The sequence below is a fragment of the Candidatus Methanoperedens nitratireducens genome, from assembly GCF_000685155.1.
GTDB lineage: Archaea > Halobacteriota > Methanosarcinia > Methanosarcinales > Methanoperedenaceae > Methanoperedens > Methanoperedens nitratireducens.
Genome location: NZ_JMIY01000003.1, coordinates 197,153 through 222,573, shown reverse-complemented (window position 1 = coordinate 222,573; position 25,421 = coordinate 197,153). Strand labels below are relative to the sequence as shown.

Genomic DNA, 25,421 nt, shown 5'->3' with positions numbered 1-25,421 from the left:
TTTGTGACAGCTATTTATAGAAAACAAAATATATGAAAAAACCGCAGATAAACGCAGATGAACGCAGATTTGTTAAGCGTTTATCCGCGTTCATTTGATGTCAATATTAAATTGATCGTTATGTCACGACTTGAATAGAAAGTAAAACACCTTATGTCCCTCGATTTCACCCTAACAATATTCCGCGCCCTCTGCTCTGCAATAGCGCAGCACTACCCCACCCTGACACTGGCAGAGTACTTCGAAGGTGCGGAGCTGCCCGATAGGGACAGATGAATTAAGGGATATACGATGGATTTTGATTGCTCTCAACATGCAGAAATGAAGCTTAAGGAAAGGAAAATATCCAAATCTGAAGCTGAAGATATCATTAAAAATCCAGAAAGTGTATTTCTGGATATCGAAACCGGGAATCTGGTCGCTGTTGGTGAGCGAAAGTCCAGGCCGGGTCACAGACTTATAATTGTATATTCATCAGGCGAAAGAATTAAATTGATCACAGTTATTGATACTTCAAGGATGGAAATAATCAAAATGAGAGAGAAAAGAGGCAGATGGGTGAGAATTAAATGATAACCAGATACGATGCAGACTCAGATATACTATACCTGTTAATCAGGGAAGGAGAAATAAAGGACACTGTTGAAGTTTCCGAGGATTTATTCATAGAATATGGAGAAAACGATGAACCAGTTGGTATTGAGTTGTGGAGAGCCAGAAAGAATGTTTTTAGTGAACTTCTTAAATATTTAAATAAAATAACAGAAGTGAACACAGGTGAAAATATTCCATATAGAAAGAGGCTGCAAAAGGTAATGCGGCAATAAAATATATTGAGATGTCTCATGTCCCTCGATTTCACCCTTACAAAATTCCGCGCCCTCTGCTCTGCAATAGCGCAGCACTATCCCACCCTGACGCTGGCAGAGTACTTCGAAGATGCGGAGCTGCCCGACAGGTTCGCCATGATGCGCCATGATATAGACAGGAGGGCGGGAAGCGCGCTGGGTACTGCGAGGGTGGAGCGGGAGTTCGGGATCAGGGCAACGTATTATTTCAGAATGAACGGCAGCGTGTTCAGACCAGAACTTATTAAAGAGATAGAAGGCATGGGGCATGAGGTGGGATATCATTATGAGGTTCTGGGGAAGGCTAAAGAATCATGAAAATTCTTGTGTTAACTAGCTCATTTCCACGATATAGCGGAGATTTTGCGGGAAATTTTATTTATGAATTGACTAAGAAATTGAAAGATGACGGTCTATCGGTTATTATATTAGCACCTCACGATCCAGGTGCTAGATATCATGAAAATATTAGTGGATTAAAAGTATATCGATTTCCATATTTTTACCCATATCGCCTTCAAAAACTTACATATGGAAATGGCATTCCATATAATATAAAAAAAAGCCATTTAGCAAAAATACAGGTGCCTCTATTTATTTTATCTGAAATTTTTAATAGTATAAAAATAATAAAACAAGAAGATATTGATATAATTCATTCCCATTGGTTATTTCCGAGTAGTTTAGTTGCGGCGATTTGTCGCAGAATTTTTGGTATTCCTCATATAGCAACAGTACATGGTAGCGATGTAAATACTATAAAAAAATCTAAAATCTTAAAAATTATTTGTTCTTTTATCATCAAAAATTCGGATAGAATAACCACAAATAGTAGCTATACTAAAAATTTACTCTTATCAATTAATAACAATATTGAGAATAAAGTTAATATTGTGCCAATGGGTATAGATATAAATTATTTTCGATCCGAACATAATGAGAATCTAAAGGAGCATTTTAGGGCAAAATATCTCATATTAAGCGTTAGTAGATTGATAGAACTAAAAGGTATTGGATATTTAATAATTGCGATGAGGGACGTAATTAAAAATTTTCCTAAAGCTAAATTGGTAATTGTGGGTGATGGGCCTGAAAAAGAAAAATTAGAAAAGTTAACAGAAAGTTTATCCTTGAAAGATAATGTGATTTTTGAAGGTTACATTAAAAATTTTGATTTGTATAAATATTATGCTTCTTCAGACGTTTTTATTCTACCTTCAATAACCATTGATGGACAAAGTGATGGTCTAGGTGTAGTTCTATTAGAGGCAATGGCTTGCAGTACTCCAGTAATTGGGACCGCTGCGGGTGGAGTAACAGATATCATTAAGCACAATTATAATGGTTTTTTAATCCCTGAAAAATCCTCAAGAGATTTAGTAGACAGTATCTCTGAATTATTAACTAATGAGAGTTTGGCAAAGAAATTTAGGGAAAATGGATTGAAAACAATAAGAGAGAAGTTTTCATGGAATCACGTAATTGAAGAGTTTCATGAGATTTATGAGCACGCAATTGAGGAGAATCACAAGAATGGATAAATATCAATGTCATTTTTCTGAAACTAATACAGCCGTATCAAGTTTAGGTTCAAGAACACCTAAGTTTGAGAAAATATGGAGTATAATAGGCAATTATTCAAGCATAGATTTTCAAAATGCTGTTTGTTTGGAAGTTGGATGTTCGGCTGGAATTATTGTAAATCTATTATCTAAACATTTTAGGACAGCTATAGTTATTAACATAGATCATAATGCAATACTGTCAGCACATAAAATTATGAATGTGGAAGCATGTTTATTAGCTGGTGATGCATTAAGTCTACCACTTAAGGATAAATCTCTTGATGTAATAATCTGCAATCACGTCTATGAACATGTTACTAATTCGCATCTAATGATGAGCGAAATATATCGAGTATTAAAGGATGAGGGATTTTGTTTTTTTTCAGCCGGTAATAAATTTAGTATTATTGAAGGTCATTACCATATACCGTTTTTATCCTGGTTGCCTAAGTCAATTGCAGATTTATATTTGCGAATAACCGGCAAAGGGCAAGAATATTATGAAAAGCATCTTTCGTATTATGGTTTACGTAAACTTCTAAGTAATTTTGAAATTGAGGATTATACTATTAGAATAATAAAAAATTCAAGGCTACCGATATAATTCGAGAGAATTCACTTTTTACGAAGATGCCATGTTTTATCTATAAAAATCTATACTATTTTATACCTACTTATATATTGACTAAAAAAACCTGACAAATCGGAGATAATAGCGTGAAAGTCGTATTTAAACAAATAACTGGCGGATCTGGTGTTGATACATGGGCTAACAACCTATCGCAAGAAATTATAAAGCAAGGAATAGATAGTTCTGTAAAATATTTCCCGCAATATTATGCTTTTTTTCCTCAGCTATTGAGTTTTAAAAATGAAAAATTAAATGGGTCTTATATAACTCATTCTAATATTGCCTATGGATTTGCTTTTAAAACAGATTTACCTTTGGTTGTTACTGAGCATCACCTTGTTCATGATCCTTCTTTCTCACAATATATCACGACTCCTCAAAAAGCATATTATAAATTTGTTTATAAATGTGAAGAAAAAAGTCTAAAAGTTGCGAATGTAGTTACTTGTATCAGCAAGTACACAAAACAAAAATTAGAGGAGATATTTGGATATTATGATTCTAAGATGATATACAATGGTGTAAATATAGACATTTTTAAGCCGATGGCTGTAGAAAAAAAAAATTATGGAATTCCTGAAACAACAACTGTATTGTTTTTTGCAGGTAATTTATCGAAAAGAAAAGGTGGGGATTTATTACCAAAAATAATGAATAAAGTGGGTGATGATTTCATATTATTAGCAACATCAGGACTTAGAAATGATTTTAAAGAAGAAACAAAAAATATCAGGACAATAGGCAGACTTAGTGAAAAGGAGTTGGTGAAAGCTTATAATCTATGTGATATTTTTTTGTTTCCCTCTCGATTAGAAGGTTTTGGATTAACAGTTGCGGAAGCGATGGCTTGTGGAAAGCCTGTTGTGACAACAAATTGTTCTTCCCTACCTGAATTGATTGTTGATGGTAAAGGAGGATTTTTATGCAAAATAGATGATATTAATAATTTTGCAGATAATATAATAATGCTTGCAGGAGACGAAAATATGCGAGAGAAAATGGGTAAATATAACAGGGAAAGAGTATTAGAAAAGTTTACATTAAAAAAAATGGCAGAAGAATATATCAAAATTTACCGAAATTCAATTTAGAAGTAACATGGATAGCAGAAAAGATAATCTAATAAATTCCCAAAATTGCAATAAAAACAGCCGCATTGAAGTGCTTGTGATTTTTTTATTCATTGATGCTTTAGTTGGATTATTCATTGCACTCAGATACGAAATTGCTCTACCATACTCGTATGTATCTATATTTATCTTAATTTATTTATTGTTATTTGCATCGTTTAAATATAATGTAACTCGGATTTATCCTATGCTTGTAATTTTTTATACAATATCTATTGTATCCGTGTTTGCAATTAGATTTGGATTATTTCACGGCGATTCTCAAATAGATTTAACATCTGTGCAATATATCCTAAGATATGGCTTTATTAAAAATGTCCAATCCTATTCTTTTGAACTTTTCCCCGTAATTCATATACTTACGGTCAGTTTAGGTCTTATCATAGGTGAAAATAATGCTACTAGCATATATAATGTGGCGATATGGATGCCTACAATAATTTCTATTATATTAGCACTATTCACCTTTTTAATAATAAACAAAATTACAGGAAAAAGTAAACCAGCATTGTTAGGAGCCATTATTCTGGTTTCATTACCTTTTATAAGTAGATGGCTGATGCAGTTTACAAGAACTACAGCTGCACTTGCATTCTTAATAATTTTAGGGTACCTATTAATTAAAACAGATCGAGATAAAATAACATCATCATTAAATATTCTAATAATCATTCTCATTTTAACAGTTATACTTGCTCATCCTGTAGTATCATTTTTCGGGGTTTTATCTCTTATTTTTATTTTTATTTATGAAATAATCCGTACATCACTTGGTTCAAAGTTAGATAAAATTGTTGAGAGCACCCCTTCTGTAAAAAGATTTGATGTGCTGGTAGTGTTATCTATAACCCTTTTAGTTATATATTGGATATATAATGCATATATGTTAAATCCATTTATAAAGACCATGCAATCATTTTTTATCTCATTTGAAACGTTCTTTAAAGGTTCAATAACCAGCGAAATATTAAATAATAGAGCACAAAGTTCGTTTTCAGTTGCATCGATCGAATTTAAGATATTTGGACTACTTAGAGTAATTTTTTTTATTATTATCTCGTTAATTGGTTTACGATTCATATCATTTGATAAAAAATTTAAATCGATTGTTACACCTTTATCCGTCTTTGCTATTATATTTTGGGCAATAAACTATGGCACGAGTGTTTCTTCAACAACATTTTATAGAACGGCTGTATACTCATCTTTATGGCTCATAATGGTAGCAGGTTACTTTATTTATAGAATTAATGAAAGCCGATTAAGTAAATTTAGAAAAACCTTAATATTTACTTTATTAACAACTCTTTTAATTATACCAGCTCCATTTTTTAGTGGTGAAGTTGTTTTGCCTAGCGATTGGTTGTATAGTCCACATCCAATTGAACAAATAGATTATGAACATGGAGAAGCTCAACGATTTTTAGAACATTATCATATAGATGTAGCCCTATGGATTAATAAATATACAGACAATACGTCTTTAATATGGTCGGACGGAGCCTACAGTTATGCGGCTATTTCTGGATATGGTGAGCGGAATGCAACTTATTCAAACGTTGCACTAACAAAGGATGGAATTATTATACATGGACTTAAAACTTTGAAAGTAAATTATGTAGCACTAAATGATTTGATGCGGAGAGCATTAATGATTCCATATGGGATTCCTCCATTTTACCCACATTATAACTATAATGAATTGGAAACAAATTTTTCTTCTTATAAAATTTATGATTCAGGAGATGCAAATGTTTATAAAATTTCATAGAGGGTTATAAAAAGTTATCCAAAGAGTCTGGTATATAAAACAAGGTGGCGTATTTAAAACCACCCCATCCTCTTCACCACCACCACAATCCCCAGCCCAAGAACAGCATAAGTAACCATCCACGCATACCCTACCCCCACGATCCCGAACTTCAGAATAAGAACATAACTCAACCCCAGCAGAAGCAAAAACCGCAGTAGATTCAATTTCACAATGCTCTCAACCCTCATCCTTACGTTCTGAACCGGAACAAACAGCGAATGCACAGCAACAAAGAAGCTTGATAGAGCCAGCAATCTCAAAAGCTCAGAAGCTTCAGCATAATCTTTCCCGACCAGACCAAGTAAGAAATCCCCGAAGAAATAGATCAATATAACTGCTGGAACCAGGAAAGAGTAAATAGCCAGGCCAGCCCTGATCACGTTCTTCCTCAAACTTTCGCCGTGGCTCCCCTCCACAAAAAGTGAGGTGCTCAAAGCATCCGGGATTATAAGAACAAGATTCCCGATAGCAAAAGCAATGTAATATTTAGCAGCCTCAGCCTCTCCAAGTAAATTCAGGATCAATATCGGCATAACTAATGTAGGAACTGCGAGGAGAACATTTGACATGTAATTGCCGGATGAAAATCTAAAAGACCCTTTTATGAACTGCTTATCCACCCTGAGATCAAATACTATTAACCTGCTTAAAATTAAGAATGCAAATAAAGCTGCAATTAAGTAGGCAAGGCCCATAGAGCCAAATATGCCAAAGCTTCCGAGAAATACCAGTGGGATTAACAGCAGGATCCTTGAGGCAAGTAAAACATTCTGAAAGAAGAAATGACCTGCTCTCCTCATGGCCACAAAGGCATTTCCAGTTGTTGCAGCCACTGAGTTCATAACCGCAAAAACAAGAAAAACCATAGCATAACCTGAATCCTGAATAAAAGACAGGCCTGGAGAGAAAAAGCTAATACCTGAAATATAAATAATTCCCACAATAAAAGCAGAGACTGTAGTTACGATCAAACATGTGCTGAAAACCTTGCTTTTATCACTGCCGGGAAGAAAGCGGATTATAGAGAAATCAAGCCCGAACCTTGAGAAAAGTATGACCAGCCCCAGGGAAGAGATCAGAGCTGTAGCCAGGCCGACATCTTCTATTGAATAAAACCTTGCTGCGATCATCCAGAAAATGAATCCGGCAGCAACGTTAAAGACCCTGCTCAGAACCAGGAAAAATGAATTTTTATATAAATGATTATTTAAATATTGTTTAATATTGTTTAAATTCTTCATGTGTTTTTGGTATCGCAATCCTCATGCTGATTTCCAGAGCGTTTTCCCCGCAAGTTCCTCTGCCAGGTTTGAGCCGGTAAAGCCTGCACCACCTGTTACCAGTACCCTTTCGTTTTTCATTTCCGTTTTTCCAAAACCCTCTATGTTTAATTAATATTTAAAAACTGCGGATTATTATCACGATAATTATCGGTTTCATGTGGCATATCAATAAGGTATTCATGTCGACTTGCACCACTATTCCGACTGCTTTATGCCCATCCCGGAAAACACAGGGCTAAAAGGAAAAATACCGTATTGAGATCCAATACAAGACCCGGCTTGCGAGCGGCGCTTCCATGGCCCAATGCTTTGGATCTTTATAGTACACAGCTTGCGCTGGGAGTACATAAAGTCTGGAGATTGTTGGAGAATATGGGCAATGTTTGGATATTCACACACACGCTCTCTATCAAGTCATATCTTCAATTAGAAGCTTCTTGGTTTATTTTTTCACGTATCCATGAGCCGATCAGCTTATCATAGCTTTTCTTTTTCTTCTGGGCGATTTTCTTAAGCTTTTCAGAAAGATCGCTATCTATTTCCAGTATTATTCTGTGTTTAGTAAGATTAACTTCGATTTCAACCGGCTCTGTGTCTTCTATATACTCTGCAAAACTGTGGTTATCCCAGTAATCAGCCGCTTCTTCCAGTGATTTGAAATCTGGTATTTTTTTGGTCATAATTTTAAATACATCAATTTTTCCTTAATATCCATTTCTCGTGCACTTATTATTAATGCTTCGTTAGTTCTCTTGAAAATGAAGACTACGAATAACAGACGGTTTGTATCTGTGCTACCAAGCGCATAATATATATTTTCTTTAACATAATTTCCTGCTGGACCACGTCGGAACTTTGGTTTATTCTTAAAAACATCTTCAACATCAGTTACAGTAACATTGTGCTTATAGCGTATTTTTTCAATAATCTCATCAAGCCAGATTATTCTATCAATCCTTATTTATATCACCACCTCTTAATTCTTGTCACCGCGTCCAATCCCTTTGTACACAAAGCCCTCAGCGATGAAATCGTCAGGCTTGATCACGTTCCGTCCGTCCACTATCACTGGATGCTCCTTACCCATTAACTCTTTAAGAGCGGATGCATCCAGTTTGAAATACTCGTCATGCCCTGTCAGTATCGCCGCTGCATCAGCATTCTTTACCACATCTGATAATTCATGGGATATACTTACACCCGGATACTCTTTCACATAAGGATCGTGAACCTCGACTGCACATCCTGAATCAAGCAGCAGTTTCCTGTATAGTTCAGATGGTGTATTCCTGGCATCATCCGAGTTCCTGATAAATGCCCAGCCCAGCAAAGCGACCTTCGAATCCGCTGGGGTCTTACCTGCCCTTGAAAGTGCCTCAACTGTCAGATTATACATATGCACTGGCATAAAATCGTTCACTTTCCGCGCCAGTACAAAGATAGATTCCATACCCTGTGGATAATCAAGCTTCCCCCCCGATATCTTCACTCCCCTCTCTAAGTGATACGTATCCTTGGTCAAACAGTGCCCTCCAACGCCAGCGCCGGGATACAGAACCGCGCGGGTGATGCCCTCGCCCTTCAGGCTGTCTATGCCCGTCCTTACGTCGTACACGTTGATGCCCATCACCTCGCAGTACAGCGCCAGCTGGTTGATCGCTGCTATCTGGAGGTCGCGGAAGGTGTTCTCGGCTGTCTTCGTCACCTCCGCAGCAGTGGCGGTCATGGGGATGATCCTGCCGGATGTAAGCACCAGGGAATACAATTCAACCGCCCTCTGTGTGCTTTCCCTGTCTATGCCTCCAACTATGCGGTCGTGCTCCCTGATGTTGCGCAGCAGCCGCCCCACCATCACCCTCTCTGGGGCATGGGCAAGCGCAAAATCCTCACTCGCTTTCATGCCTGATTCCTCTTCCAGTATCTGCCTTGCAAGTCCTCCGGTGGTACCTGGGGTAATGGTGGATTCAAGTACAACGAGAGTTCCTTCTGTAATATTCCTGCCTGTAAGCCTCAATCCCTCTATCAAGGCACCAAAATCAGGCTCCAAGCTCTTCGCGCTTAAAAAAGGTGTCTGTATGGCAAGGGTAACGGCATCTACTTCTGATATCCTGGTAAAATCAGAAGTGCATCGGAACTTCCCTGCGTCCACCACCTTTTTGATTAGCTCTTCCAGTCCGGGCTCATCGCCTTTCAGCGGACTTTCGCCCCTATTTAACATATCTATCTTGTAGCCAGATGTCGGCGAGTCGCGCTGGAATCCCCATACGAACTCAAAGGCATCTGAATCAGCAAAAAGCACTGCTGCCGGAATGCCTACATAACCCATGCCAATAACACCTATCTTCCTGATAGGACCTTTTTCATCGAGTATATTTTTCAGTTTACTGCTCATACTTACAACCATCTATAGTTCAATCTTTACTGCTTTTCCTTTGTTATATGATTCGACTGCTGCAGTTGCTACCTTGAGCGCATGTATCCCGTCTTCTCCAGAGGGGCTGGGCTCAATATCGTTAGATAATATACGAATAAAATATTGAAGTTCTTTCTTCAATGGTTCGTCCTTTATCACTTTTGCTGTCCTTATCCATTCACCGTCATGCAGTTCCACGGTCTGATCGATATAGTCAAGATATGCCACACCCTTAAGTCCGATAGCTGTCAGTTTTCGCACCTTATGCGGCGTAAGCCAGTTCGTCTCCACTATTCCTGAATATTCGTGATTAAAGCGCAGGATGATTGCTGCATGGTCTTCAAGTGAGTGAATATCTGCGCCGGCAATGGCATACACCTCATTTACCTTCATGCCGTACAGGTAGGATAGCACATCAATATCATGCACCCCGATATCAAGTATTACGCCGACATCGCGTATCCTGGGATTATAAGGACCAACCCGACGCGTTGAGATAGATACGATCTTGCCCAGTATCCCGGATTCGATTATCTGTTTCAGTTTTGTTACTGCCGGATTGAACCTCTCAATGTGACCTACCATTAATTTAACACCCGCATCTTTAGCAGCATTAGTCAGTTTTTTGGCATTTTCCAGAGTATCAGCAATAGGTTTTTCCACAATCACATTCACGCCAGAATTAATAGCATCCAGACCGATGGATGTATGCAGGGTCGTAGGCACAACTATGCTTACAGCATCAAGGTCCTGCTTGAGCAGCACCTCATGATCAGTATAGCCCTCAATGCCGTATTGCCTTGATAGTTCTTTCACTCTTTTCTCTGAAACATCGGATATACCAACGAGTTCAACATTCTCCATCTCATTGTAGATGCGTACATGGTGCTGTCCCATTGCACCCGCACCAATAACTCCTACCCTCATCCAGCCGCCTCTTCAATTGTCCTGATGATGTGGTCCAGATCTTCCCTTGTGACAGTCGGGTGTACTGGCAGGGATATCACCCGCTTCGAAGCTATTTCGGTATTTCTTAATGAATCCCGATAGCCGAGATTGTTATAAAAGGGCTGCTTATGTATCGGTATCGGATAATATATGCCTGTTCCGATACCATTTTCTCCTAAGATCTTAACAAGCATATCCCGTTTGAATTTGCACCCGTCCGTGACCCTGATGGTATACTGATGAAAAACATGCGTGCAGCCCTTTCTTACATGCGGGATCCCGATTCCCTCAATGCCCTTTAAGCCCTGGGAGAGGTATCTGGCGTTCTCTGCCCATCTCCTATTAAAATCGTATAATTGTACATTTTTATCTAACGTTAAATCCTCAGGTTTTTTAAATATCATAGAAATATCCATGTGGGACTAGGGACAGATTATACGCATTGCTGAACATGCTACAGGAATATTCACCTTTAAGAATAACAACCTCATTTTTCCTTGCCAGTTCCTCTGCCAGGTTTGAGCCGATGAAGCCTGCACCACCTGTTACCAGTACCCTTTCGTTTTTCATTCCGTTTTTCCGAAACCCTCTATGTTTAATTAATATTTAAAAACTGCGGATTATCATCACGATAATTATCGGGTTCATGTGGCATATCAATAAGGTGTTCATGCCGACTTGCACCACTATTCCGGCTGCTTTATGCTCATCCCGGAAAACACAGGGCTAAAAGGAAAAATAACGTGTTGAGATCCAATGCAAGACTCGGCTTGCGAGTGGCGCTTCCCCTGGGCGGAGCCGGGCGCTCTGGATCCTTAGATGGCATAGCTCGCGCTGAGAGTACATAAAGTCTGGATGTTTTGCGCGGGGTTCTATCGGCGCGCCGGACTGTTAGAAGATGTAGGTTAAGAAATCAAATTGGAACTGATTCAGGTTCAAAAACTTTTATTTTATTCGATATCTGATCAAAATGACTGTCATATGTCACGATACAATCACAATTTTCAACATACGCCGAGATTGCATGTGGAATGTCCGTTCTATCGCTCATTGAGAACATATCCTGGTGAATAATTCTCTTCTCACGGGATAAAAGCTCAGTAAGTTCAATTCGATTTATACTCAGAATTTCTTTTATTAATGCGAGACCAATCTTGCGAGCCGTTTTCTTATCTTCATATTCAAAAGGCAGTAAAAAAAGTTCGTGGATTGAATAAAAAGAAATAACAAGCGTTGATTCTTTGTCATTACATTTTCTAATAAGCCTGTTACATTCGGAATATCGCCTGGTATCTTTATCTTTGAAATAAGTTAAAGCTGCAAGGATTGTGGTGTCAAGATAAAGTTTCATTTATAATTTATATTAAGGCATCGATTTTTTCAGGATTTTCTACAACATCCACCAGAGTTTTTGATAGTATCAATGCCAGTGTTGAAATTCCCTGTTCTTCAAGTAATCTCGTACTCTTTAATCTGGCTTTATGAACTGCTTCCACAAGTTCGATTTCTTCCTTCTTCATATTCTAACACTCAATTACCACTTTAATGTATATAGGATTATGGTGTTTTGCCTGCTTTTAACCCTGTCACCAAAAACCTCACAAGTCCGGCACCCAATCATCAGCCTCATCTCCTCATATTAACTCCAGCCGCCTAACCTCACTGCGATCCCATGATCCCTTCGAGGACATGGTCCGCGCCGTCACTATCCAGAACAGAAGCCCGAAGAACGCACCGAACGCGGAGTTGAGCATCATGGTGATGGAGTTGCGGTAGAGGGGGTCGCGGTAGTATTGCTTCAGGGTTGTGAGCATCAGTGCTTATAATTACTGGGAGTACATAAAGTCTTAAGGTTGCGTGAGAATCCTATCGGCATGCCGAAATGTTGAAAAATAATATCACTATAATCAATATGTTTGATGCAGATTAACCCGAGTTAGTTTGGAGTTCGTTTTGAGTTAGTTGTTATCGTTTTCTTTGCGCCCTTTGCGTTCTTGGCGGTGAATGTTTTGCTCTGGAAGTTGCATCGGCTTTTTACGAAGCGCCGTCACTGGAAAAATATATAATCTAAATAATTCATGCATATATTGATGCGCCCCGCCTGTTGCCATCCTTTACAGCAGCCGCAAGCCCGGTATAGCATAAACTTTACACTGCAGCAGATTCTGCCACATTTACTCTTGCTATGATAAAATCTTCTTCTACTGGTACCTTCTCTTCTTCTTTTAAAGCAAGTATATGTGCTTCGATTGCTTCCTTTACATTTTTTATTGTTTCTTCGACCGTCTCACCCTGAGAATAGCAGCCGGGTAAGGCCGGGACTTCTGCCCAATAACCTCCTTCTTCGGCTTTATAAACTAATACAGTGTATTCCATTATCTCATCTCCTTTTTAACAATCGCATGAATTCCTCTTCAGTCAATCCTGCTTTTTTTATTGCTGCTTTGATCAGACCGATTTTAAGTTCTTTTGAGACTGGTATTGTGATAATTTGTCCATTTGGCATCTTGATATTAACATGGTCGCCTTTACCGCTCCTTTTAACTCCTCCAGCTTTTACAAAAGCTTTTATTGCTTATTTTCCTTTGATCTCTCTAAGCCAAGGCAATGGAAATTCACCTGCTCTCTGAAGTTGGGCTGATCGGCTCTTTCAAATGCTTTGCTAAATTCATAATCTTATATAATGTCTATCTGTATTTAAGTATGTTCCAGTGCCTTTTGCAGTGAATCCATCCTGCCCTACACCCACCCCTCTCTCCATACCATCACCCCAACGCCAGCGCCCCCTATTCCATAGCCCACCAGCCATGCATATCCGACTCCAGCAATCCCGAACCAGAGCATTTTAGAGGGCATAGCTTGCGCTGAGAGTACATAAAGTCTGGATGTTGCACGGGGTTCTATTGGCGCGCCTGGTGGGAATTGCTGAAGGTGTTCCGGCGCTTGAGCCATCTGCGTTCATCTGCGGTTTGTTATTTGCACTATTAGTTGCTTTTTTACCTACAGGCGCGCGGAATTGTTAGAAAATATGCTCTATGTGTTCTCTCCTGCATCTCTTAAAATTTCAGAACGCAAATCCTCATTTAACCAGAAGCCAGTTTCTCCCAGTTCATCCAAGACTGCACCTAAACTTGCTATCCTGCCTGTATGTTTCGCTTTTAACAGGATCCCTATGGTACCGATGATTTTCAACTTGTATACTCTGGCAAATTCTCTTGCTTCATAGTCATCAAGTAAAATCAAATCCGCCTCCTCCTGAAGTGCCAGTGCTATGGCTTCCGACTCTCCTTCATCCAGAAAAGAATTGAGAGCTTTCTTAAGCTCAATATTCTTTATTTTCGCTACCCTGAGCCATGATGCATTCTTGATATTGCTTGAATCATCCCTGTCTTTGCCATCAATCACACATTCCTTGTAAACCGCCTCGGGTATCAATACTTTCTCAAAGAAATCCCTCAACAGCTCCAATTTCCCGATTTTGGCAAGGTGAATAAGAGGAGATGAATTACACACTACTTTTGGCAAAAGCTAAATCCTCTCCAAGCTCTTTTTTTGTATAATGACGTGATATCTTTCTTCTTCCCAGTTCCTCTAAAAATTCCCATTTGCTCAAGCCAGCCAATTTTCTTGCATTTCCAAGAGAGATGGCTCCTCTCTGGTAGAGTACTATCGCCAGTTCGATCTTTAATGTTCTTTCTAATTCCATTTTAGGAATTTTTATTGAGGTTAATATGTCGTCAGGGATCTCCACTAATTTCATGAAATATGCACCATTACTATTTAATTCTAATATAACTTATATCATTCCCTATAATAAATATCATTCCTTATAATAATTCAGGCAAATACTTCACAAGCCCGGCATCCAGCCCCAGCCTCGAAAGCCCCACTATCAGCGCCGCCGCCGATATCGCCGCGGTCGCAAGCCCGATATCCTTCGAGGACATGGTCCGCGCCGCCACTATCCAGAACAGGAGGCCGAAGAACGCGCCGAATGCAGAGTTCAGAATCATGGCGATGGAGTTGCGGTAGAGGGGGTCGGGTAGTATTGCTTTAAGGACATGAGGTAAGTTTTGATCCTGAAGCCATCTGCGTTCATCGGTGTCATGCTCGCCGTGACGCATAGACACGCATCAAGGGGCGCAACCCTTGAGGATGCAGACACGTATTTTTTATATTGTAAAAGTTGTATCTGCTTACTTATCGATGATCAAGCTTGAATTTCGACCATCAAAGGTCACTGAATACTTATCGATAACGCTCCGTCCAATCAAAACATCTCCTTCATCCTGGTAAAAAGCGATAATATCTCTATGTTCGTCTCCAAGGAATTGCATATGTACCCAGCTATACCACGTTGTAACGATGCCTCCCACCGCGCTCGCGCTGGCACGGTTATGCATTTCCAACCCAAGCTTTATCCAGAGATCCCTGGGTATAACAACAGTATCTGAGCCGGTATCAAGATATGCATAAGCCCTCGCCTTTTTATTGGAAACGGGATTAATAAGAGTGATCAAAATCAGAGGGTCATTATCGATATATTCGAAAATAGCCTTCTCAGACATATTTTCGATTCTTCAGCCGGACAACTGAGGGGTTTTTACCTACTCTCCGCATGAATATCCTATGATGTGGTCTTTTCTTCTTTGCTTCAAGACCTACTTCACTGGCATACTCTCCAACAGCTACAATGCTGTTTTCATCAATATCTATGGCAATTATCTTCCCCTGATACAATTTCTCCAATTCTTCCCTGTGAGTTTCATAAATTTCTTTCGCTTTTTCATCGATAATACTGGGCTCTGACATGAAAATTCTCTCGTTAATTAGGTTTATCTGTTTTTCATCTATATATCTTTATGTTAACAATTCTTCCTTTTTCCTAAGCCCATCCCTCCTTCATCACCATCGCATTCGCCCCCAGCACACCCCAGCCCCACCAGCCCGTACTTCAAAAGAGCCACGTACCCCCAGCCCAACTATCAGCACAGAGAGCGCAAAGCTCGCAAAAATTGTTGTTGCTATGTTTTGCGTCTTTTGCGCTCATTGCGGTGAATGTTTTGCTCTGGAAGTTGTATCGGCTTTTATGAAGCGCCGCAACTGTAAAAACATGATATTGATGTAATCAAATCTATGTTCATCTTCGATTTGTTATTTGCGCCATTGGTTGCCCATTTACCTATAGGCGCGTCGCAACAATCAACCTTTTTCAATCGTATTTATGATTTCTTCACTACATGCTATCCTCCCGCTGCAACCGGCGCACCCACCCCACCATCCATACCCATAATGCTGTACTGCTCCCAATTCCATAGCCCACCAGCCATGCATACCCGACTTCAGTAATCTCGAACCAGAGCATAAAAGCATAGCTCAACCCGGTAAGTAAAGCGAACAAAAGCCCGCTCAGTAAAACCAGCCCTTTAACATCCTTCTGAACCTTCTTTATCGAGAAATAAACAAAAACCACGGCAACAAAAAAGCTTGAAAGAACCATAATTCTCAAAAGTTCAAGCCCGCTTGCAGCATAATCCCTGCCAACGATCCCGAGCAGCCAGCCACCAGCAAAATAAAGGATCACAATTGCGGGAGTTAGAAGCAAAAAAACCGCTGCAATTGATCTTATGGTAGTATTTTTCAGCGCTTCTCCGTGGCTTCCCTCAACGAAGAGGGATGTGCTTATGGCAGTGGGGATCATAAAAAGCAGTGATGCGATTGCAAAAGCTATGTAATAATGTGCTGCCTCCTCAGCCCCCAGTACATTCAGGACCATAATCGGCAGAATCATATTTGGAGCTGCCATGAGCAGCCCGGAAGCATAATTCCCGGCCGAGAAATGCAGGGAATCATTAAGGAACACCCTGTCGATAGTGAGCTTTGGCCTGATCCCATACCGGGCAAGAAAAGCAAGCGCTACAATAAACGCAAGTACAAACGAGATCCCAACTGCGCCGAAGATGCCGATAGCCCCAAGTGCTATAAGCGGGATAAGAAAGAGTATTCTTGAGCCGACCACAAGGCTCTGGAGAAAATTAAACCCTGCTCTTCGAATTGCAACAAACGAGACGCTTGTTAAAGTGGCAACAGAATTTGCAGCAAGAAAGATCAGGAAGAGAGTTGAGTTCAAAGGTGATCCTAATAGGCTTAACTGCGGTGAGAGTATATCCACTCCAAGGATGAATACTGCTCCGAAAACAACCGCAAAAGCAGTCGTTATGAGTACAGATGTATTGAAAACTCTGCTTTTGTCATTCGATGGAAAAAAGCGGATTATGGTAGTATCCAGGCCAAATCTGGATAGCAGTATGATAAGACTCATAGAAGAGATAAGTGCTGTTGCAAGCCCCACATCCTCCTTCGGATAGAGTTTCGCTGCGAGCATCCAGAAGAAGAAGCCAAAGCCTGCACCGGTTATCGATGTGAGCATGATAAAGAAGGAGTTCCTGTAAAGAGGGTCGCCAATGTATCTTTTTATGTCTGGATGCATGTTTGCGTGTAGTATGGATGTGGAAGGCTTAAACCTTGATTCCTGCAAAGATTTTAATCTATTAAAATAATTAAGAGGAATCATGCAGGAGTACAAGATCAGAATCCTTGATATGCAAAAAGAAGAGAGGCCAAGGGAAAGACTCATAAAGAATGGCGCGGCTGCGCTGAGTGATTCTGAGCTTCTGGCCATAATCCTGAGGACGGGCTCAAGACAGGAGAACGTGATCAATCTATGCCAGAGGATATTATCACAATACAACCTGAAGCAGCTCTCACAGATAAGCCCTGACCAATTAATGAAGATCCATGGGATCAAGGAGAGTAAAGCAGCGCAGATTGCATCATGTTTTGAGATCGCACGAAGGCTTGAATCCTTTAATGAGGATGCAAAACCAAAGATCAACTCACCTGAGGATGTCTACAGGCGAATCTACCCCAGGATGAGGGAACAGAAAAAAGAGAATTTTATCGAGCTCTGTCTGGATACCAAAAACCAGATAATCAAAGAGGAGATTATTTCTATCGGATCGCTCAACGCCAACATCGTACATCCAAGAGAAGTATTTAAGGCTGCACTGGCAGTATCAGCAGCGCACATAATCCTGGCTCATAACCATCCATCCGGTGATCCAACACCGAGCAGGGAAGATATAGAGATAACAAAGAAATTGATAGAGGCTGGAAAAATTATAGGAATCGACGTACTTGATCATGTTATAATAGGAGATGGGCGGCATTTTAGCATGAGAGAGGCAGGGCATATTTAATATGGGATCCTCTGCGCTCATCCTGGCTGGCGGGAAGGGCAGCCGCCTTGGTTACCAGGAGAAGGCACTTGTAGATATTAATGGCAAACCCTTGATAGCCTTCGTTATCGAAAGCCTGGAAAAAGCAGCGGATAACATTATAGTATCTGTGCGCGATACAGCACAGGGCGAGCTGCTGGATTCTGTTCTGTCAGGTCATGAGTATAGATTTGCATACGATATCTGTAAAGATACAGGTCCGCTTGCTGGCATACTCTCAGGCATGCTTATATGTGAGGATGAATACTGTTTTGTTGCAGCATGCGATATGCCCTTTATAAATGAAGATGTGATCAAGATGCTCTTTAGGGAGAGCGAACATTATGATGCTGCCATTCCCCGATGGGATGATGGCTTTCTTGAGCCCCTGCATGCTGTTTACAGATGCGAGCCTATGATAAAAGAGACAAGAGAGGCAATTGAGAAGGGGGAGACTATAATTCTGGCTCCTGTATTCAGGTTGGATGTCAATTATGTCTCAGTAGATAGGATTAAGAGCATCGATCCTGATTTAAGAACATTCATGAATATCAATACATACAAGGATATTGAAACATACAAGGATATCGAAAGATTATCCAAATAATTTTAATATGTACATAAAGAACTATCAGGCAAATCAATTAACCGATGATGTATCGCACGAGATAACATACCAGGTAGCAGTTGAGGATACCATCGAACTGTTTGTAAATAGAATCCTTACTGCTTCAATCCTGGCTACTCCTGAGATGATAGAAGAGCTTGCTCTTGGCTATCTCATCTGCGAAGGGATTGTGAAAAATCCTCACGAGATCAGGGAGCTGCACATAGAGGAGAGGACAGTATATGTAGAGATAGAGCCTACAGAGCATCTTGAGCTCTGGCGAGAGCTGCGGTCATCCGGATGTATCGGTGTGCGGTGGGACGAGAACGAAGCGATATCAGTCAGATCAGATACTGTATTCAGGCCAGATGCAATTAAAAGAAGCTTCACATTTTTAGAGTCAGAGATATACAAAAAGACACACGGAACCCATGCTGCATGCCTTGTGAATACAGATGGTGAATGCATAGTAAAGGCTATAGATGTGGGACGGCATAACGCTTTTGATAAAGTGGTGGGCTGTGCATATCTTGAGGGCATTGATCCTGGCAGGCATTTCCTTTCTTCAACAGGGCGGCAGTCTGCAGGCATGGTACTAAAAGCAGCACGGGCAGGAATTCCGTTAGTTGCGACAAAGACAGCACCCCTGAATACAGGTGTGGAGGCTGCCGAACGGACCGGTGTCTGTCTTGTATGTTTTGTCTTGCATAATAAAATATCGGTCTTCACACATCCATGGAGGCTTGGTCTGTGATGCCTCCTGTGATCTGCATTATGGGAAAGAGCAAACTCGATAGATCGAGATTGATGGAGGCACTGATAAAAGAGCTTAAAGCCCGCGGTCTTCGGGTGGGTGCTTTGAAACACCACAAACACGGTGATTTTGAGATTGATATACAGGGCAAGGATACCTGGAAATATGCAAAGGCTGGAGCAGATACAGTAGCGATATCTTCATCTGTTAAACTTGCGGTAATTAAGAATGTTGAAGGTGAGATGGAGCTTGGTGATCTCTGTGATAAATACTTTGCAGATAATGATCTCGTGCTTGCCGATGGCTTCGCCCTGTCTGGTAAGCCCCGCATAATAATAGCGGACAGTGATGAGGATATAGATATTTTCAAAAGAGGATGCTGTGTTGTGGCAGTGGTGGGGAGAGCAGGGATAGAGCTTGATGATATTGATGGTATTGCGAACAGGATTTTGCAAGATTTTTGCTTGTCAAATTAAAAAATATACAAAACCACTATATAAAACTGCAAACACAGACCGCAACATTTATTAGAATTATGCGGGTTATACTTGCATATGGATAAAGAGTTCTTAATAAGCTACCTCAAAGAAAGAAACTACTGGTGGCAAACAAAAAATGTAAAGCCATCGGACAAAGGAATTCCGAGATCAGGTTATCTCGACAAAATACAGGAATCAGATAAACTTGAAAGAATAATATGCCTCTCTGGGATAAGACGAAGCGGAAAAACGACTATACTTTACCAGTACATAGAACATCTTCTTAAAACAATGCAACCTGAGAGAATCGTCTACGTAAGAATAGATGACCTTATAGGTAGAATTGATAGCATTCACGATATTCTGAACACGTACCATGTACTTACAGGTATAGACCCATCCAGAGAAAAAGTTTACCTTTTACTGGATGAAATACATGTCCTGAAAGAGTGGCGGTCACAGTTAAAATATTACATAGATGCCCATGCAACATGCAGATTCATTATTTCAGGGTCATCTAAAACTCTCCTATATCTGGATTCTTCTGAAAGCCTGGCAGGAAGGATTAGATTTATAGATGTCTTTCCTCTGACATTCCGAGAGTTCCTGGAATTCAATAACATCACCCTGGCTGAGATGTCACCACAAAAACCCGGCATGGATAGTTTTGAAGATATAGAAAAAGCATACTACAGCGTTATCGCACATAAACAGATCATACTGCATTTCCTGGGTCAATATTTCGATACCGGTGGATATCCTGAATGGTTCAAAGTCAGAGATCTGACGCAGTGGCATAGAACTATTGTTGAAGATTATTTTGCTCTCATCCTGTTCAAAGACATCGTAAGCGTGTTCAAGGTAAAAGATCCTTTACTTCTTGAAAAAATGGTGCGGGATATCGCTGCTATTTCCACCAACAGGTTCACATACAAAGGGTTGTCAGAACGGCTCGATGTTGATCGGGAAACTTTGAAACTCTACCTTTACTACCTGCAAAGCTCTATGATGGTGTTCGTAGCTGAGGTTTATGCACCATCTAAAAAAGCAGCCGAGAAGCTGGCAAAGAAGCTCTACTTCTGGGAGGAAGGGCTAAGAAGGGCACTTACCCTGGATCGGGATGATGGCAAAGCTGCTGAAAATATAGTTGCGTGGCACCTGATTAAAAAAGGTCACGAATCAAAACCGTTCTTTGAGCCCTATTATTGGAAAAATAAATACGAGGTTGATTTTGTATATGATGACTCGCTGAAGGTTATTCCCGTTGAAGTGAAGTATAAGGAGCAATCCACAAATGCAGACATGAAAGGACTTATAGAATTCATGGAAATAAAAGATCTGAACCTGGGAATAGTCGTGACAAAAGACATATTTAAGAGAGAAGAGTTCAGAGGATTCAGCATATTATTTATCCCGATATGGCTTTTCTTACTCATAGTATAAAATATCAGGATATGCCAACTTTTGCCTTGATTTGCGCCAGATCCATCTCAATTACTTCTCGTATGTTTTTAAGTGCATCGTCAAGTGATTTTTCCTGAGTGTAGCAACCTTTTAAAAGTGGACACTACACAACATAGAATCCATCCTCATCTTTTTCCACAATAATAGGCAAATTAATTTTCTTGGATTTAGATCTCAATGTCATATTAAGTTAAAATTGCTACAATAAGATTTAAGGATGTCGGAGATGAGCGCACATCCTCGGACAGAACGATAGAGGATATCAGGTGCGCATACCCGAAAGTTGCTGGAGGCATTGACTATGCAAGCACTCAGGCCGCACCGGCTATATATTTGTAGCAAGTTATTTGTGTTCCAACTTTTGCTTTCTATTACTAACGAGAATATATCCCTGTTGGTAACCACCTTCGATATATTTAATATATTAAAGTGCCTTAATCACAACAAATTATGGAAATTTCAGAATTACTCAAAAGATCGGTATATGCCATTACCTTTGGATTTATGGGACTTATTATAGGCATCTGGATAGCAGATCTTCTCTATATCCTGATTTTGAAAAATATAGAGAGAGTGGCGAGTATATATGTATCTGTATTAATAATAGTTTTAGTTATAATTTCAGCATCGCTGTTGGGCTTCACTAAAGGGAAAAGTTTGCTTGAGTAATCACACCAGATCAAGGGTTACAGTACGTCCTTCAAGAACATCTTTTTCACTTACGTCGATCTGCTTTGAGATATCACCTGCTGTCACTGTATAAGGTCCTGCTGGTTTTGTATCGAACTGCGTCTCTCCCGGAATCGGACCTAGTGTGGAATAGGGAACTGTAAAGGAATACGTACCATTAGAGGAAGTTGTCTGTGAGTATTGAATAGTTCTTCTTATATTTGTTTCGATCGTATTGGTCAGTGTGACTGTAGTATTTGACGGTGCTGTTCCTGTGATTCTGGCTCCTTTTACATATTCAAATATCTTAGCATATCCTGAGTCCTCGACAGGCAAGTTGCCGTCGTATAAAACATTATAAACATTCTTATACCACCTTTCAGCATTGCCGCCAAGGGTATATGGGTTGGGCGCGGATTCATGCACCAGGCGGTAGTGGCTCAGGCCATTCGTATCAAATATATGGAGTTTTGCCTCCATTGTGTTAAAATACTTCATCGAGGGAGCGCCTATCGTTCCCTGGGATGTTTGAACAGGTATATAATAGTCCTGATTGGAGAGATCCCATTCTGCAAAAACGGTAAGGATTGCATAAGCCATATAAGCATTGCTGGCAACGTATCTTGCACCAGGTTTTCCATTGGTACCCAGCTTATCAAGGATTTCGTTTGCTTTTTCTTCAGTAGGTGCGATCAGGAAAGTAGAGGCCCCGGGTGCATGATCCGGCCCGCCCCCAATGCCTGCCTGGAACGGATTCGCATTCGGGATTCTGCGGCCGTAATAGGTAATAACATGCCCGTAGTCCCACCAGCTCATAACGCCATACGCAGTTTCAGGATAGGTGTATGTGCTGTTCTTTGGTTTCTCGTAGATAGCATAGTAGTCTAAACCCGGATCAGGGGTATTATATCTCATCCAGTTAAGAGCGTCATACCATTCGTAATACCCTGGTGAGACAGCCCCCCACTGTGCAGTTTCTGTGGTGATCTTATACGGAGAAGCACCCGGCGGCATGAAGCCTATTACTGCGACCACAATAATTAAAGAGAGGGCATGCTGTATCCTGGTTTTTTTCACACGTTCAATTATATCATTCGAATCAAAACTATTCCAGCCACTAAAATCCAGAATTCTGGAGCCCATGAATCCTAAAAGTATTGCCACGTTCACCGCATAGTAGTATGCAAATCTGTTCTGAGCCAGCATCATTGCCAGAACAAAAACGCTCCAGACTGCCAGCAGTGTATATTCTGCATTTGATTTTTTGATAATATAATAGAAAAGTATCCCGATTGCAAGGTAAGCAAGATAATAATTATATCCGAAATTGCCCATTATCATCTCAGGAGTGATCGGAGATGCTTCTGCGATAGTTAAACTGCCGCCGCTATATCCTTTAAATATGACACCTATTTGTCCTACGGTTGCAACGTAAAATCCAGGCAACAGGATTTTCAGGGCTATCAGACCGGTCAATATCGTGCCTGATACAAACAATAAATAATGAGTTCCCTTATATCCACGTTTGTTCATTTCCCTGGAAGCAAGACTCAGTAAAGCAAGCACAGCGGCGCCACCGCCTGTTACGCTTAAATGAAGGAGGGAGTATCTTGATGAGCTAAAGCCATTGCTAAGATCAATATAAGGAATGACCATTATCATGGCAACAATATATGCGATTGTACCTACTACGCCCAGGTATTCTGTGGAGTTCCCCCTGAAATGATCTATAATATACTGGATGATAACAAAAATACCAAATACAGCCGCAAAGAAAACACCATAAACCCAGTTGAGAAGATACGCTCCGAAAGAAATGCCTGCAAAAAGAGAGTAAATTAAGGGTGTCTTCAATGCATTCCAGTCTTTATTCAGCCAGTGGTCAAGTGTGATATTTTCCGCTTTTTTAATGGCGATGATGAAAAACATCATCGTAAGCGTTAAAAAGAATATTTCTGCTACGTGATGATCTGTGAATCCAAGTACTGACCTTGAGAGGAACTGACCCGGCAGTATTGCAATTAAAAAAGCTCCAATCAATCCCGCTTTCTCATCTATCAATTCCCTGCCAATAACGTAGACCGGGAATACTATCAGAGCCCCCATAATCGCAGGAAAGAACGCTCCTACTGTATCAATAGCGGATTGAGAAGGCATACCGGCAATGGCGGGATTCCAGCTATTTGTAACAAAACCTGCAATCAGGGCAAAAAAAGCGATCGTCTGCGAGAACAAAGGAGCAAGGTGCAATGAATTTCCATATGGATAAAGGGTATATGCATCGAAGAATATCCGATGGGGGAAAAAGTAGATGGTGTTCTCAACCAGCCTCATATGGAACACAGCATCATCAGCCGCAAACCCTACAATCCCACCTCTGAAAACGCTTTCTATGGGTGTGATCCCTCTTATATAGAATGAGAACAGGAAGATTGCAATAACTGATATGTAAGAAAGGTACCTGACATTAAAAAATGTTCCTGTTTCTTTCCCTGTAGTATTGTTTGTCTTTTTTCCAGGTTTTTCCCTGTATTGTTTTTCAGATTTTGCTTTAGCCAATGTACACCTCGGAACAGTTTTATAAGTAGAATTTAAAGATTATAAAGATTGTGGATTTTTGTATATTCATCTTTTTTATCGATTAAACTTTTGTCATGAATTAAATTGATTCATTGATCATTCTTGTGTTCTAAAATAACATTCTTCTTGTAAGAAAGATACGTTACCGAGCTTTTTCCAAAGTTAACTAAATATCTAACATACCTCTCTCCAATTATATAATTTAAAAATGGAAAGCAAATAGCCCAGGCATAGGATATGAGCCATGGTATTGTAATAACCCTCAGTCGATTTTTTCTGCGTGCTCTGGCCATTTCATTAACCAGCTTTACGCAGTTGGAAGTAATTCCTCCAATTTGCATTCCTGTAACGATCAATCCATTTACAAAGATTGCATTTCCTCCCTCCTTAAACACCCTGATTAGCAGTTCATAATCTCCTACTATTTTGAAAGATACATCAAACATTCCATAAAGTTCAAAGATGCTGCGATGGTGAAACATCCCTTGATGTGCAAAAGAGCCTATTCCATCTATAATGATGCCCCTCCATGTGTACTCCCACGAATCACCATCAAGACAACATATCTCTTCATCTTCTGTTACTCTTGCAACCTGCCCATACACCATTCGCGTACCTTGAGATTCCGCTTTGATCATATGCGGTATTATCTCTTCAAATACACTACTTTTCCAGAGATAGTCATCAGATCCCAGGAAACATATCCAATCTCCACTGGCATGGCCCAGTGCCTTATTCCATGCATGATAGATACCGTTGTCAGGCTCTGACTCCCAGTAAGTGATTTTATCTTGATTGGATTTTATAATTTCTATCGTGCCATCTGTAGAACCACCATCAATGATAATAAGCTCTTTATTGAGATACGTCTGATTAGATACACTATCGATACAATGCTGTAAGGTTTTAGCACCGTTATACACGGCTACAATAACAGAAATTAAGGGTTTTGAGGTCATT

At 40.1% G+C, this 25,421-nt stretch carries 35 protein-coding genes; 13 read left to right on the top strand and 22 right to left on the bottom strand.

The window, feature by feature from the left end:
• Positions 1-321 precede the first annotated feature (321 nt).
• From ANME2D_RS07760 to ANME2D_RS07730, 7 genes are all read left to right on the top strand, one after another.
• Complete coding sequence (locus tag ANME2D_RS07760; RefSeq protein WP_157834015.1) at positions 322-573, top strand: DUF4258 domain-containing protein; 252 nt, start codon at positions 322-324, stop codon at positions 571-573.
• Entirely contained in the window at positions 570-827 is a 258-nt protein-coding gene (locus ANME2D_RS07755) for a DUF2283 domain-containing protein (protein ID WP_048090271.1), read from the top strand. Before ANME2D_RS07760 ends, ANME2D_RS07755 begins: the two co-directional genes overlap by 4 nt.
• Positions 828-845: 18 nt before the next feature.
• The gene (locus ANME2D_RS07750) at positions 846-1,166 is read left to right on the top strand and encodes a polysaccharide deacetylase family protein (RefSeq protein WP_052368668.1); all 321 of its coding nucleotides are present in this window, start codon (positions 846-848) and stop codon (positions 1,164-1,166) included.
• Complete coding sequence (locus ANME2D_RS07745; protein ID WP_048090269.1) at positions 1,163-2,389, top strand: glycosyltransferase family 4 protein; 1,227 nt, start codon at positions 1,163-1,165, stop codon at positions 2,387-2,389. The genes ANME2D_RS07750 and ANME2D_RS07745 overlap by 4 nt, the downstream gene beginning before the upstream one ends.
• Positions 2,382-3,017, top strand: a complete 636-nt coding sequence (locus tag ANME2D_RS16845) for a class I SAM-dependent methyltransferase (RefSeq protein ID WP_052368666.1) — start codon at positions 2,382-2,384, stop codon at positions 3,015-3,017. The genes ANME2D_RS07745 and ANME2D_RS16845 overlap by 8 nt, the downstream gene beginning before the upstream one ends.
• A 113-nt stretch (positions 3,018-3,130) precedes the next feature.
• A complete protein-coding gene (locus tag ANME2D_RS07735; protein WP_052368665.1) occupies positions 3,131-4,135 on the top strand; it encodes a glycosyltransferase family 4 protein in 1,005 nt (334 codons plus the stop codon).
• 7 nt (positions 4,136-4,142) lie between these two features.
• Positions 4,143-5,945 (top strand): hypothetical protein, encoded by a 1,803-nt coding sequence (locus ANME2D_RS07730; RefSeq protein WP_048090268.1) that lies wholly within the window; start codon positions 4,143-4,145, stop codon positions 5,943-5,945.
• 53 nt (positions 5,946-5,998) lie between these two features.
• On the opposite strand, the gene ANME2D_RS07725 is transcribed toward ANME2D_RS07730, so the two are convergent.
• From ANME2D_RS07725 to ANME2D_RS07660, 20 genes are all read right to left on the bottom strand, one after another.
• Entirely contained in the window at positions 5,999-7,117 is a 1,119-nt protein-coding gene (locus ANME2D_RS07725) for an MATE family efflux transporter (protein ID WP_241763331.1), read from the bottom strand.
• 132 nt (positions 7,118-7,249) lie between these two features.
• Positions 7,250-7,348 (bottom strand): NAD-dependent epimerase/dehydratase family protein, encoded by a 99-nt coding sequence (locus ANME2D_RS18940; RefSeq protein ID WP_338140328.1) that lies wholly within the window; start codon positions 7,346-7,348, stop codon positions 7,250-7,252.
• A gap of 344 nt (positions 7,349-7,692) precedes the next feature.
• A complete protein-coding gene (locus ANME2D_RS07720) occupies positions 7,693-7,950 on the bottom strand; it encodes a CopG family antitoxin (RefSeq protein WP_048090264.1) in 258 nt (85 codons plus the stop codon).
• Positions 7,947-8,186, bottom strand: coding sequence for a BrnT family toxin (locus ANME2D_RS19010; RefSeq protein WP_394295698.1), 240 nt, complete (start codon positions 8,184-8,186; stop codon positions 7,947-7,949). The genes ANME2D_RS07720 and ANME2D_RS19010 overlap by 4 nt, the downstream gene beginning before the upstream one ends.
• 60 nt (positions 8,187-8,246) lie before the next feature.
• Positions 8,247-9,662, bottom strand: a complete 1,416-nt coding sequence (locus ANME2D_RS07715; RefSeq protein WP_048090582.1) for a nucleotide sugar dehydrogenase — start codon at positions 9,660-9,662, stop codon at positions 8,247-8,249.
• A gap of 12 nt (positions 9,663-9,674) precedes the next feature.
• The gene (locus ANME2D_RS07710; protein WP_048090262.1) at positions 9,675-10,610 is read right to left on the bottom strand and encodes a UDP-N-acetylglucosamine 3-dehydrogenase; all 936 of its coding nucleotides are present in this window, start codon (positions 10,608-10,610) and stop codon (positions 9,675-9,677) included.
• Positions 10,607-11,035, bottom strand: a complete 429-nt coding sequence (locus tag ANME2D_RS07705) for a DegT/DnrJ/EryC1/StrS family aminotransferase (protein ID WP_052368662.1) — start codon at positions 11,033-11,035, stop codon at positions 10,607-10,609. Before ANME2D_RS07705 ends, ANME2D_RS07710 begins: the two co-directional genes overlap by 4 nt.
• Positions 11,025-11,201 carry an NAD-dependent epimerase/dehydratase family protein gene (locus ANME2D_RS17945; RefSeq protein ID WP_157834014.1) on the bottom strand — a complete coding sequence of 59 codons (177 nt, stop codon included), beginning with the start codon at positions 11,199-11,201 and terminating at the stop codon, positions 11,025-11,027. Before ANME2D_RS17945 ends, ANME2D_RS07705 begins: the two co-directional genes overlap by 11 nt.
• 343 nt (positions 11,202-11,544) lie before the next feature.
• Positions 11,545-11,982, bottom strand: a complete 438-nt coding sequence (locus ANME2D_RS07700) for a type II toxin-antitoxin system VapC family toxin (RefSeq protein WP_048090260.1) — start codon at positions 11,980-11,982, stop codon at positions 11,545-11,547.
• Positions 11,983-11,989: 7 nt separating this feature from the next.
• Positions 11,990-12,151 carry a hypothetical protein gene (locus ANME2D_RS17940; RefSeq protein WP_157834013.1) on the bottom strand — a complete coding sequence of 54 codons (162 nt, stop codon included), beginning with the start codon at positions 12,149-12,151 and terminating at the stop codon, positions 11,990-11,992.
• Between the two features lie 114 nt (positions 12,152-12,265).
• Positions 12,266-12,445: a hypothetical protein gene (locus ANME2D_RS17935; RefSeq protein WP_157834012.1), complete on the bottom strand. Its 180-nt coding sequence runs from the start codon at positions 12,443-12,445 to the stop codon at positions 12,266-12,268.
• A gap of 334 nt (positions 12,446-12,779) precedes the next feature.
• Entirely contained in the window at positions 12,780-13,007 is a 228-nt protein-coding gene (locus ANME2D_RS07695; RefSeq protein WP_048090258.1) for a type II toxin-antitoxin system HicB family antitoxin, read from the bottom strand.
• 4 nt (positions 13,008-13,011) lie between these two features.
• A complete protein-coding gene (locus ANME2D_RS17345; RefSeq protein WP_081810187.1) occupies positions 13,012-13,203 on the bottom strand; it encodes a type II toxin-antitoxin system HicA family toxin in 192 nt (63 codons plus the stop codon).
• Positions 13,204-13,370: 167 nt separating this feature from the next.
• On the bottom strand, positions 13,371-13,583 hold the full coding sequence (locus tag ANME2D_RS07690) for a hypothetical protein (protein ID WP_048090257.1): 213 nt from the start codon (positions 13,581-13,583) through the stop codon (positions 13,371-13,373).
• Positions 13,584-13,664: 81 nt separating this feature from the next.
• On the bottom strand, positions 13,665-14,156 hold the full coding sequence (locus ANME2D_RS07685) for a DUF3368 domain-containing protein (RefSeq protein WP_048090256.1): 492 nt from the start codon (positions 14,154-14,156) through the stop codon (positions 13,665-13,667).
• A complete protein-coding gene (locus tag ANME2D_RS07680) occupies positions 14,137-14,391 on the bottom strand; it encodes a UPF0175 family protein (RefSeq protein WP_048090580.1) in 255 nt (84 codons plus the stop codon). The genes ANME2D_RS07685 and ANME2D_RS07680 overlap by 20 nt, the downstream gene beginning before the upstream one ends.
• Before the next feature lie 67 nt (positions 14,392-14,458).
• A complete protein-coding gene (locus tag ANME2D_RS07675) occupies positions 14,459-14,755 on the bottom strand; it encodes a hypothetical protein (protein ID WP_048090254.1) in 297 nt (98 codons plus the stop codon).
• A gap of 72 nt (positions 14,756-14,827) precedes the next feature.
• Entirely contained in the window at positions 14,828-15,199 is a 372-nt protein-coding gene (locus tag ANME2D_RS07670; protein WP_048090253.1) for an aspartyl protease family protein, read from the bottom strand.
• Positions 15,192-15,443, bottom strand: coding sequence for a hypothetical protein (locus ANME2D_RS07665; RefSeq protein WP_048090251.1), 252 nt, complete (start codon positions 15,441-15,443; stop codon positions 15,192-15,194). The genes ANME2D_RS07670 and ANME2D_RS07665 overlap by 8 nt, the downstream gene beginning before the upstream one ends.
• A 424-nt stretch (positions 15,444-15,867) precedes the next feature.
• Positions 15,868-17,121 carry a lipopolysaccharide biosynthesis protein gene (locus ANME2D_RS07660; RefSeq protein ID WP_048090577.1) on the bottom strand — a complete coding sequence of 418 codons (1,254 nt, stop codon included), beginning with the start codon at positions 17,119-17,121 and terminating at the stop codon, positions 15,868-15,870.
• 82 nt (positions 17,122-17,203) lie between these two features.
• Between ANME2D_RS07660 and radC the strand changes: the two genes are divergently transcribed.
• The 6 genes from radC to ANME2D_RS07630 all read left to right on the top strand — a co-directional run bounded on the left by radC (position 17,204) and on the right by ANME2D_RS07630 (position 21,881).
• Positions 17,204-17,890 (top strand): RadC family protein, encoded by a 687-nt coding sequence (radC, locus tag ANME2D_RS07655; RefSeq protein ID WP_048090249.1) that lies wholly within the window; start codon positions 17,204-17,206, stop codon positions 17,888-17,890.
• Position 17,891: 1 nt separating this feature from the next.
• The gene (gene mobA, locus ANME2D_RS07650; RefSeq protein ID WP_048090248.1) at positions 17,892-18,515 is read left to right on the top strand and encodes a molybdenum cofactor guanylyltransferase; all 624 of its coding nucleotides are present in this window, start codon (positions 17,892-17,894) and stop codon (positions 18,513-18,515) included.
• A gap of 7 nt (positions 18,516-18,522) precedes the next feature.
• Complete coding sequence (fdhD, locus tag ANME2D_RS07645) at positions 18,523-19,269, top strand: formate dehydrogenase accessory sulfurtransferase FdhD (RefSeq protein WP_052368660.1); 747 nt, start codon at positions 18,523-18,525, stop codon at positions 19,267-19,269.
• A 20-nt stretch (positions 19,270-19,289) separates the two neighbouring features.
• Positions 19,290-19,745, top strand: coding sequence for a molybdopterin-guanine dinucleotide biosynthesis protein B (gene mobB, locus ANME2D_RS07640; RefSeq protein WP_157834011.1), 456 nt, complete (start codon positions 19,290-19,292; stop codon positions 19,743-19,745).
• Positions 19,746-19,823: 78 nt separating this feature from the next.
• Positions 19,824-21,191 (top strand): ATP-binding protein, encoded by a 1,368-nt coding sequence (locus ANME2D_RS07635; protein WP_048090244.1) that lies wholly within the window; start codon positions 19,824-19,826, stop codon positions 21,189-21,191.
• Positions 21,192-21,662: 471 nt separating this feature from the next.
• A complete protein-coding gene (locus ANME2D_RS07630; RefSeq protein WP_048090242.1) occupies positions 21,663-21,881 on the top strand; it encodes a hypothetical protein in 219 nt (72 codons plus the stop codon).
• On the opposite strand, the gene ANME2D_RS07625 is transcribed toward ANME2D_RS07630, so the two are convergent.
• Both ANME2D_RS07625 and ANME2D_RS07620 read right to left on the bottom strand, forming a co-directional pair.
• On the bottom strand, positions 21,882-24,440 hold the full coding sequence (locus ANME2D_RS07625) for an oligosaccharyl transferase, archaeosortase A system-associated (protein ID WP_052368658.1): 2,559 nt from the start codon (positions 24,438-24,440) through the stop codon (positions 21,882-21,884).
• A gap of 110 nt (positions 24,441-24,550) precedes the next feature.
• Positions 24,551-25,420 (bottom strand): glycosyltransferase family 2 protein, encoded by an 870-nt coding sequence (locus tag ANME2D_RS07620; RefSeq protein WP_052368656.1) that lies wholly within the window; start codon positions 25,418-25,420, stop codon positions 24,551-24,553.
• Position 25,421: the final 1 nt, after the last annotated feature.

Bases quoted from the DNA above. Each gene is read 5' to 3' on its own strand.
- ANME2D_RS07760 (WP_157834015.1), top strand. From the start codon at position 322: ATGAAGCTTAAGGAAAGGAAAATATCCAAATCTGAAGCTGAAGATATC.
- ANME2D_RS07755 (WP_048090271.1), top strand. From the start codon at position 570: ATGATAACCAGATACGATGCAGACTCAGATATACTATACCTGTTAATC.
- ANME2D_RS07750 (WP_052368668.1), top strand. From the start codon at position 846: ATGTCCCTCGATTTCACCCTTACAAAATTCCGCGCCCTCTGCTCTGCA.
- ANME2D_RS07745 (WP_048090269.1), top strand. From the start codon at position 1,163: ATGAAAATTCTTGTGTTAACTAGCTCATTTCCACGATATAGCGGAGAT.
- ANME2D_RS16845 (WP_052368666.1), top strand. From the start codon at position 2,382: ATGGATAAATATCAATGTCATTTTTCTGAAACTAATACAGCCGTATCA.
- ANME2D_RS07730 (WP_048090268.1), top strand. From the start codon at position 4,143: ATGGATAGCAGAAAAGATAATCTAATAAATTCCCAAAATTGCAATAAA.
- ANME2D_RS07725 (WP_241763331.1), bottom strand. From the start codon at position 7,117: ATGATCGCAGCAAGGTTTTATTCAATAGAAGATGTCGGCCTGGCTACA.
- ANME2D_RS18940 (WP_338140328.1), bottom strand. From the start codon at position 7,348: ATGAAAAACGAAAGGGTACTGGTAACAGGTGGTGCAGGCTTTACCGGC.
- ANME2D_RS07720 (WP_048090264.1), bottom strand. From the start codon at position 7,950: ATGACCAAAAAAATACCAGATTTCAAATCACTGGAAGAAGCGGCTGAT.
- ANME2D_RS07715 (WP_048090582.1), bottom strand. From the start codon at position 9,662: ATGAGCAGTAAACTGAAAAATATACTCGATGAAAAAGGTCCTATCAGG.
- ANME2D_RS07710 (WP_048090262.1), bottom strand. From the start codon at position 10,610: ATGAGGGTAGGAGTTATTGGTGCGGGTGCAATGGGACAGCACCATGTA.
- ANME2D_RS07705 (WP_052368662.1), bottom strand. From the start codon at position 11,035: ATGATATTTAAAAAACCTGAGGATTTAACGTTAGATAAAAATGTACAA.
- ANME2D_RS17945 (WP_157834014.1), bottom strand. From the start codon at position 11,201: ATGAAAAACGAAAGGGTACTGGTAACAGGTGGTGCAGGCTTCATCGGC.
- ANME2D_RS07700 (WP_048090260.1), bottom strand. From the start codon at position 11,982: ATGAAACTTTATCTTGACACCACAATCCTTGCAGCTTTAACTTATTTC.
- ANME2D_RS17940 (WP_157834013.1), bottom strand. From the start codon at position 12,151: ATGAAGAAGGAAGAAATCGAACTTGTGGAAGCAGTTCATAAAGCCAGA.
- ANME2D_RS17935 (WP_157834012.1), bottom strand. From the start codon at position 12,445: ATGCTCACAACCCTGAAGCAATACTACCGCGACCCCCTCTACCGCAAC.
- ANME2D_RS07695 (WP_048090258.1), bottom strand. From the start codon at position 13,007: ATGGAATACACTGTATTAGTTTATAAAGCCGAAGAAGGAGGTTATTGG.
- ANME2D_RS07690 (WP_048090257.1), bottom strand. From the start codon at position 13,583: ATGGCTCAAGCGCCGGAACACCTTCAGCAATTCCCACCAGGCGCGCCA.
- ANME2D_RS07680 (WP_048090580.1), bottom strand. From the start codon at position 14,391: ATGAAATTAGTGGAGATCCCTGACGACATATTAACCTCAATAAAAATT.
- ANME2D_RS07675 (WP_048090254.1), bottom strand. From the start codon at position 14,755: ATGCGTCACGGCGAGCATGACACCGATGAACGCAGATGGCTTCAGGAT.
- ANME2D_RS07670 (WP_048090253.1), bottom strand. From the start codon at position 15,199: ATGTCTGAGAAGGCTATTTTCGAATATATCGATAATGACCCTCTGATT.
- ANME2D_RS07665 (WP_048090251.1), bottom strand. From the start codon at position 15,443: ATGTCAGAGCCCAGTATTATCGATGAAAAAGCGAAAGAAATTTATGAA.
- ANME2D_RS07660 (WP_048090577.1), bottom strand. From the start codon at position 17,121: ATGCATCCAGACATAAAAAGATACATTGGCGACCCTCTTTACAGGAAC.
- radC (WP_048090249.1), top strand. From the start codon at position 17,204: ATGCAGGAGTACAAGATCAGAATCCTTGATATGCAAAAAGAAGAGAGG.
- mobA (WP_048090248.1), top strand. From the start codon at position 17,892: ATGGGATCCTCTGCGCTCATCCTGGCTGGCGGGAAGGGCAGCCGCCTT.
- fdhD (WP_052368660.1), top strand. From the start codon at position 18,523: ATGTACATAAAGAACTATCAGGCAAATCAATTAACCGATGATGTATCG.
- mobB (WP_157834011.1), top strand. From the start codon at position 19,290: ATGGGAAAGAGCAAACTCGATAGATCGAGATTGATGGAGGCACTGATA.
- ANME2D_RS07635 (WP_048090244.1), top strand. From the start codon at position 19,824: ATGGATAAAGAGTTCTTAATAAGCTACCTCAAAGAAAGAAACTACTGG.
- ANME2D_RS07630 (WP_048090242.1), top strand. From the start codon at position 21,663: ATGGAAATTTCAGAATTACTCAAAAGATCGGTATATGCCATTACCTTT.
- ANME2D_RS07620 (WP_052368656.1), bottom strand. From the start codon at position 25,420: ATGACCTCAAAACCCTTAATTTCTGTTATTGTAGCCGTGTATAACGGT.